This is a genomic window from Actinomadura geliboluensis (genome assembly GCF_043197915.1).
GTDB classification, from domain to species: domain Bacteria; phylum Actinomycetota; class Actinomycetes; order Streptosporangiales; family Streptosporangiaceae; genus Spirillospora; species Spirillospora geliboluensis.
In genome coordinates this window covers 140011-146848 of record NZ_JBICUA010000020.1, presented here as the reverse complement: position 1 = coordinate 146848, position 6838 = coordinate 140011, and the positions used below count along the sequence as shown (strand labels likewise).

At 74.4% G+C, this 6838-nt stretch carries 7 protein-coding genes; 6 read left to right on the top strand and 1 reads right to left on the bottom strand.

The genetic code is table 11. From position 1 onward, the window contains the following. A partial coding sequence (locus ACGFI1_RS42380; protein WP_392793313.1) for a transposase occupies positions 1-455 on the top strand: 455 nt, incomplete at its 5' end. Positions 456-465: 10 nt separating this feature from the next. Here ACGFI1_RS42380 and ACGFI1_RS42375 read toward each other — a convergent pair. Continuing rightward, positions 466-1494 (bottom strand): PHP domain-containing protein, encoded by a 1029-nt coding sequence (locus ACGFI1_RS42375; protein WP_392793311.1) that lies wholly within the window; start codon positions 1492-1494, stop codon positions 466-468. An 84-nt stretch (positions 1495-1578) separates the two neighbouring features. Between ACGFI1_RS42375 and ACGFI1_RS42370 the strand changes: the two genes are divergently transcribed. The 5 genes from ACGFI1_RS42370 (at position 1579) to ACGFI1_RS42350 (ending at position 6818) form a co-directional block, all read left to right on the top strand. After that, entirely contained in the window at positions 1579-2856 is a 1278-nt protein-coding gene (locus ACGFI1_RS42370; protein WP_138637199.1) for a sensor histidine kinase, read from the top strand. Next, entirely contained in the window at positions 2853-3518 is a 666-nt protein-coding gene (locus tag ACGFI1_RS42365; protein WP_386871105.1) for a response regulator transcription factor, read from the top strand. The genes ACGFI1_RS42370 and ACGFI1_RS42365 overlap by 4 nt, the downstream gene beginning before the upstream one ends. Before the next feature lie 132 nt (positions 3519-3650). Beyond that, positions 3651-4598, top strand: coding sequence for an alpha/beta hydrolase (locus tag ACGFI1_RS42360; protein WP_392793308.1), 948 nt, complete (start codon positions 3651-3653; stop codon positions 4596-4598). Further along, positions 4591-5757: an acyltransferase family protein gene (locus tag ACGFI1_RS42355; protein WP_392793306.1), complete on the top strand. Its 1167-nt coding sequence runs from the start codon at positions 4591-4593 to the stop codon at positions 5755-5757. Before ACGFI1_RS42360 ends, ACGFI1_RS42355 begins: the two co-directional genes overlap by 8 nt. Beyond that, positions 5751-6818 (top strand): alpha/beta hydrolase, encoded by a 1068-nt coding sequence (locus ACGFI1_RS42350; RefSeq protein ID WP_392793305.1) that lies wholly within the window; start codon positions 5751-5753, stop codon positions 6816-6818. Before ACGFI1_RS42355 ends, ACGFI1_RS42350 begins: the two co-directional genes overlap by 7 nt. Positions 6819-6838 lie beyond the last annotated feature (20 nt).

The window sequence follows — 6838 nt, the reverse complement described above, 5'->3', positions numbered from 1 at the left end:
TGGCCTGTGAGCAGGGGCAGATGCCGTTGTCGCTGGTGGTGACCGCCGGGCAGCGCGGCGACGCCCCGCAGTTCGAGGCGGTGATGGCCGGGATCCGCGTCGCCCGGCCTGGTCGGGGTCGTCCCCGGACCCGGCCGGATCGGGTCCGGGCCGATAAGGCCTACTCGTCCCGAGCCATCCGTGCTCACCTGCGCCGACGCGGTATCGCAGCCACGATCCCGGTGCCGGCCGACCAGGCCGGACACCGGCAGCGGCGGGGCCGCCGCGGCGGCCGCCCACCCGCCTTCGACCTGGACGACTACCGCGGCCGCCACGCCGTCGAGTGCGGCATCAACCGCCTCAAGCGCCACCGGGCCGTGGCCACCAGATACGACAAGCTCTCCGTCCGCTACCAGGCAACCCTCGAGATCACCGCCATCAACGAATGGCTCCAACTACTTCGAAACACGCCCTAGTCGCCCGGAGTCAGAGTTTGGAACGCGTCCAGGCCACCAGCTCGTCGGCGGGAAGGGTGTTGACGAGCTGGGACGCCTCGACCCCGCACCGGGCCGCGCGCTCGCAGCCGAAGGGCTGCCAGTCGAGCTGGCCCGGCGCGTGGGCGTCGGAGTCGATGGAGAAGCGGCAGCCCGCCTCGGCGGCGACGCGCAGCAGGCGCTTCGGCGGGTCGAGCCGCTCCGGACGCGAGTTGATCTCGACGGCGACGTCGTAGGCGGCGCACGCGTCGAAGACGAGCGCGGCGTCGAACTCCGACTCGGGCCGCAGGCCGCCGCGCTTGCCGCCCGCCTTCACGATCCGCCCCGTGCAGTGCCCGAGGACGTTCACCCGCGGGTTCGCGATCGCGGCGACCATGCGCTTCGTCATGGCGACCCGGTCCATGCGGAGCTTGGAGTGGACGCTGGCCACGACGACGTCGAGGCGTTCGAGCAGGTCGGGGGCCTGGTCGAGGGTGCCGTCCTCCAGGATGTCGACCTCGATCCCGGTGAGGACGCGGAACGGCGCCAGCTCCTCGTTCAGCGCGGCGACGGTGTCGAGCTGGCGGCGGAGGCGGTCGGCGGACAGGCCGTTGGCCACCTTGAGGCGCGGGGAGTGGTCGGTCAGCGCGAGGTACTCGTGCCCGAGGCCGCGCGCCGTCTCGGCCATCTCCCGGATGGGCGAGCCGCCGTCCGACCAGTCGCTGTGGGTGTGCAGGTCCCCCTTCAAGGCGGCGCGGAGCGCGGCGGCGGCCTCGTCGAGCGGCTGCCCCTCGGTCGCCTCCAGGCGGCGCAGGTAGACGGGGGTCTCGCCGCGCAGCGCCTCCTCGATCACCAGCGCGGTGACCTTGCCGATGCCGGGCAGCGCGGTCAGCGTCCCGTCGCGGGCGCGGCCGGTTAGCTCGTCCGGCGGCGTCCGCTCGGCGAGGTCGGCGGCCGTGCGGAACGCCCGCACGCGGTAGGTCGGCTCGTGGGCGCGCTCCAGCAGGAACGCGATGCGGCGCAGCGCTTCGACGGGCTCCACGCCTCGCACCGTACCCAGGTATGACCTGATGCGTCCCACCACGGTGTCATCCGGGTGAGTCCGCGGCGGCTCTAGCCTGGCGGCATGGCCGGGGACAATCTCACGCTGCGGGGCATCCTGCGGGACGTGCTGGTGGCCGCCGCGTTCACGGGCCGGGCGGACCCGGCTCCCCTGAACCGGCCTTGGCCGCTGCTGCTGCGCTGGACCCGCTACATCGGCGTCGGCCGGCTCCCCTACGGGCTCGTGACGAACCTGTTCGGGCTCGCGCTCACCGTCGGGCTGGTCGCGGGGACGGTGTCGCTGCTGACCACCGAGACCACGCGCCGCGGCCTCGACGTGTCCGACGGGACGAAGCTGCTCATCGCGGTCGCGGTGACCGCGCCGCTCGCGCTGCGGGACCGGCATCCGCTGGGCGCGTGGCGGCTGAGCTTCGCGGCGATGGCGCTGGTCGACGTGGACGGGTGGCTGACCGTCCCGTACGTCCCGGCGGGCACGTTCGCGGCGATCGTGTGCGTGTACACGGTCGCGGTGCGCTGCTCGCGCGACATCACCCTCGGCGTCGGGATCATCTCCTTCGCCGGGGTGTGGATCAAGGACCCGGAGACCGGGGCCGGGGCGTCGGTGCTGCTCCTGCTGCCGCTGACGGTCGGCTACGCCGTCCGGGTGCGGCGGACGTCGCGGCGGGAGCTGGCCGAGCAGGAGCGGCGGCACCGGGACGCCGAGGCGGTGCTGACCGAGCGGCAGCGGATCGCGCGGGAGCTGCACGACGTCGTCGCGCACCACATGTCGATGATCGCGATCCAGGCGGAGGCGGCGCCGTACAAGGTCGCGGAGGTCCCGGACGAGACCCGGCGGGACCTCGCCGAGATCCGCGCGACCGCGCTGGACGCGCTGACCGAGCTGCGCCGGATCCTCGGCGTGCTGCGCGCGGAGGACGGCGCCGAGACCGCCCCGCAGCCGAGCCTCGACCGGCTCGACGAGCTGGTCGGCAACGCGCGCGGCGCGGGCCTGCGGGTCGAGACGCGGCTGGAGGGCGATCTCGCCGGGCTGCCGCCCGGCGTGGGCCTCACCGCGTACCGGATCATGCAGGAGGCGCTGAGCAACGCGATGCGGCACGCGCCCGGTTCCCGGGTGGACGTCGAAGTGTCCCGAGATGACGGTCTAGTGTGGCTCGGCGTCGTGAACGGCCCGCCCGCCGCCGGACAGGTCCCCGGCACGCCGCTGCCCGGCGGCGGCCACGGGCTGCTCGGGATGCGGGAGCGGGCCGCCGCGCTGGGCGGTGAGCTGACCGCCCGCCCCACCGCCGAGGGAGGATTCGCCGTGACCGCCACGCTGCCGCTGAGGGCGCGGGAGACGACGTGACGATCCGGGTCGTGATCGTCGACGACCAGGGCATGGTGCGCGCCGGGTTCGGCGTGCTGCTGAACGCCCAGCCGGACATCGAGGTCGTCGGCGAGGCGGTGAACGGCGAGGAGGGGCTGCGGCGCATCGCCGAGCTCGCCCCGGACGTGGTGCTGATGGACGTCCGCATGCCGGTGATGGACGGCCTGGAGGCGACCCGCCGGCTCCTGTCCGAGACGTCGGGCGACGCCCCGAAGGTCCTCATGCTGACGACGTTCGACCTGGACGACTACGTCTACGCGGCGCTGCGGGCGGGGGCCAGCGGGTTCCTGCTGAAGGACGCGTCCGCGACCGAGCTGGCCGACGCGGTGCGGGTCGTCGCGGCGGGCGACGCGCTGCTGTCGCCGTCGGTCACCCGGCGGCTGATCGCGGAGTTCTCCCGGCTCGGCGGGCCGCGCGCGCCGTCCCGCAAGCGGCTGGAGGAGCTGACCGAGCGGGAGACGGAAGTCCTCGGGCTGGTGGCGCGGGGCCTGTCCAACGGGGAGATCGCCGCGAAGCTCGTCGTCGCGGAGCAGACCGTCAAGACCCATTTCGGGCGGATCCTGATGAAGCTGGGGCTCCGGGACCGCCCGCAGGCGATCGTCTACGCCTACGAGGTGGGGCTCGTCCGGCCCGGCGACTGATACCCGGGTGGCACGCCGTCGGACCGTGGTCGCACGCCGCAAGACGGCTCCGCCGGGTGATCCCCGGCCGGGTGTCCGATTTCTACCTTCCTGATCAGTGCTGCGAACCACTGACCAGGAAGGACGGGCCCGATGCCGGGTGTGCGCCAGTCCCTCGCCGCCGTGTCGCTCCTCGCGGCGGGCTCGGCGGCCCCCGCGGCGGGGCACGCCGACCCGTACGCCGCCCCAGGGCCGGTGCCCGCGCTGTCCGCGCCGGCCCTGACCGCCCGCTACCAGACCACCGAGCGGGACATCGGCCGGGCCCTGGCCACGGCGGAACGCGTCCACGATGAGGACCGGGCGCGCGCGCTGTCCGCCTTCCTGGGCTCGGGCAGGCGGTTCCTTGCCTTCGACCCGCGCGGCTCTGGACGGGCCGTCGAAGTCGTCGGCGACCTGGAGCACGCCGACCGCATCGCCGTCGTCGTTCCCGGCGCGGACAACACGCTGGCCAACTACGACTCGCCCAAGTTCGTCGGCGGCGGCACCCGAGCCCTCTACCAAGAGGCTCGCGCGAACGCCGCGCACTCACGGTTCGCGGTCATCGCCTGGCTCGGTTACGACTCGCCCTCCACGCCGAGCCCCGGCGTCCTTACGGGCCGCCGAGCCGAGGACGGCGCGCGCGGGCTGGAGCGCCTCCTCACCGGCATCCACCGGGTGAACGGGAACGCCCGGTTCGCGCTGCTCTGCCACAGCTACGGCTCGGTGGTCTGCGCGAAGGCCGCCCCACGCCTCTCGCCACTGCCCGTGGACGACATCGCGCTCTTCGGCAGCCCCGGCACGACCGTCGACACGGCTTCCGACCTGGGGACGCCCGCGCGCGTGTGGGCGGGCCGCGCCAAGGGCGACTGGATGCGCTACGTGCCCAACATCCGCTTCGCGGGGCTCGGCTTCGGCACGGACCCCGTCTCACCGCGCTTCGGCGCACTCCGCTTCGACGCCGGCACCGGCCCGCACAGCGCCTACCTCAAGCCCGGCTCGCGCGCGCTTCGGAACCTCACCCTCATCGCCCTCGGCCGCACCGCGGAGGTCAGCCGTGCTTGACACGCGTTTACGAGAAGCGAACGTCCGCCCGGCCCGCGCGCAGGTTCGCCCGGCCCGCGCGCCGGAACGCGACTACGCGGTGGACGCGCTGCGCGTCCTCGCGATCCTGGGCGTCGTCCTCGGCCACTGGCTGGTCACCGCGTTCGTCGCGGACCCCTCCGGCCGCGACCTGCACGTCACCAGCCCGCTGAAGACGATGCCCTACCTCGCACCCATCTCCTGGGTCTTCCAGACGCTCGCCGTGTTCTTCCTGGTCGGCGGCTACTCTGCGGCGAAGTCACAGCGTCCCGGCGAAGCGTGGGGAGCGCTGATGCGGCGGCGCCTGACCCGGTTCGCGCGGCCCCTGCCCGTCCTGGCCCTCGCGTGGATCCCGGCCGCCATCGCCCTGCGGTGGGCCGGGTTCTCGTCCGGCACCGTCCGGACGATGCTCGAACTGGTCCTGAGCCCGCTGTGGTTCCTCTGCGTGTACGTGGTGCTGACGGCGTGCGGCCCGCTGATCGCGTCCGCGTGGGACCGGTTCGGGCCGCGCGGCGCCGCGCTCCTCGTCGCGGCGACCGCCGCGATCGACCTCGGCCGCTTCGCGCTCGACACGCCCGGGTGGACGGGCTGGGCCACCGTCCTCACCGCCTGGCTCCTGCCGTTCTACCTCGGCACCGGCTGGGCGCGCGGCGCGCTGCGCTCCCGCCGCGCCGGGCTCGCCCTGCTGGGCGGCGGCACGGCGGCGACCGCGCTGCTCGTGCTGCTCGCCGGGTATCCGGCGAGCATGGTCGGCGTGCCGGGCGCCGCGGTCTCCAACCTCAGCCCGCCGACACTCGCGGCCGTCGCGTTCGGCCTCGCCCAGACCGGCCTCGCGGTGCTGCTGCACGGGCCCCTCACCCGCTGGACGCGACACGCCCGGGTGCGGTCGGTCCTGGACGCGTCCGGCCGCTCCGCGATGACGGTCTTCCTGTGGCACCAGACCGCGCTGATGGCCGTGACCTCGGTGACGCTCCTCACGTTGGGTAGCCTGCAAGGGGTGCACACGGCACCCGGCCGCCCGGAATGGATCATGATGCGGCTGCCGTGGCTGGCCGCCTTCGCGGTGGTGCTGGCCGTGCTCCGCGCCCTGACCGGCCGGTTCGAACGGGCGCCGCGCCGCCGCACCGACCCTGGATGGTAGACATACGCACGATGCCGCCGAACGCCGTGATGCCGGGGTCCCACGTCCGGCGGCCGCCGGGGACGCATGTCCGGCGGCCGCGCTCGCGGCGGCTGCGCCGGGCCCTGGCGGGCGCCGCGTCCATCGGCGTGATCATGCTGACGACGGCCGGGACCGGGCACGCCGACCCCTACGCCGCGCCCGTCCGCGTCCCCGAACTGGCGCCCTCGACGCTGGACGTCCGGTACACCGCCGAACGCGGCGCCATCGAGGAGGCGCTGAAGACGGCGCAGTCGGTCGGCGACACCGACCGCGGCAAGGCGCTCGGCGCGTTCCTCCAGCCCGGACGCCGCTTCCTCTACTTCGACCCGCGCGGCGGCGGGCGCGCCGTCGAGGTCGTCGGCGACCTCACCCGGGCGCGGCGGATCGCGGTGCTCGTCCCCGGCGCCGACACCACGCTGTCCGCGTTCGACACGCGCGGCGGCAAACCGTGGTCGACACCGGGCGGCGGCGCGCGCGCCGTCTACTCGCAGGCGCGTTCCATGGCGACGGACCCGGAGCTCGCGGTCGTCGCCTGGCTCGGCTACGCGGCGCCCAAGACGTTCAGCAGCGACGTCCTCACCGACGACCGGGCCGACGAAGGCGCCGGGAAACTGCACCACTTCGTGAAGGGCCTGCACCGGGTCAACCCCAGCGCGACCGTGGGTCTGCTCTGCCACAGCTACGGCTCGGTGGTGTGCGGCCGTGCGGCGTTGGACGCGCCCAAGAGCACGTCCTGGCGTCACGTCACCGACATCGCCCTCTACGGAAGTCCCGGCACGTCGGCCTGGTCGGCGTCCAAGCTGAGCAGCACCGCCCGCGTCTGGGCGGGGCGCGGCACGACCGACTGGATGGAGGACGTCCCCCACGTGCGCTTCCTCGGCATCGGCCTCGGCCCCGACCCGGTCTCCCCCGAGTTCGGCGCGCGGGTCTTCGACGCCGGATCCGGCGGCCACAGCGACTACCTCGCCCCCGGCTCGGCGTCGCTGCGCAACCTCACCGACATCGCGCTCGGCCGCGCCTCCGAGGTCACGCACGGCTGACCCGTCCGGCACTCGGGGTC

Bases quoted from the DNA above. Each gene is read 5' to 3' on its own strand.
- ACGFI1_RS42350 (WP_392793305.1), top strand. From the start codon at position 5,751: ATGGTAGACATACGCACGATGCCGCCGAACGCCGTGATGCCGGGGTCC.
- ACGFI1_RS42370 (WP_138637199.1), top strand. From the start codon at position 1,579: ATGGCCGGGGACAATCTCACGCTGCGGGGCATCCTGCGGGACGTGCTG.
- ACGFI1_RS42360 (WP_392793308.1), top strand. From the start codon at position 3,651: ATGCCGGGTGTGCGCCAGTCCCTCGCCGCCGTGTCGCTCCTCGCGGCG.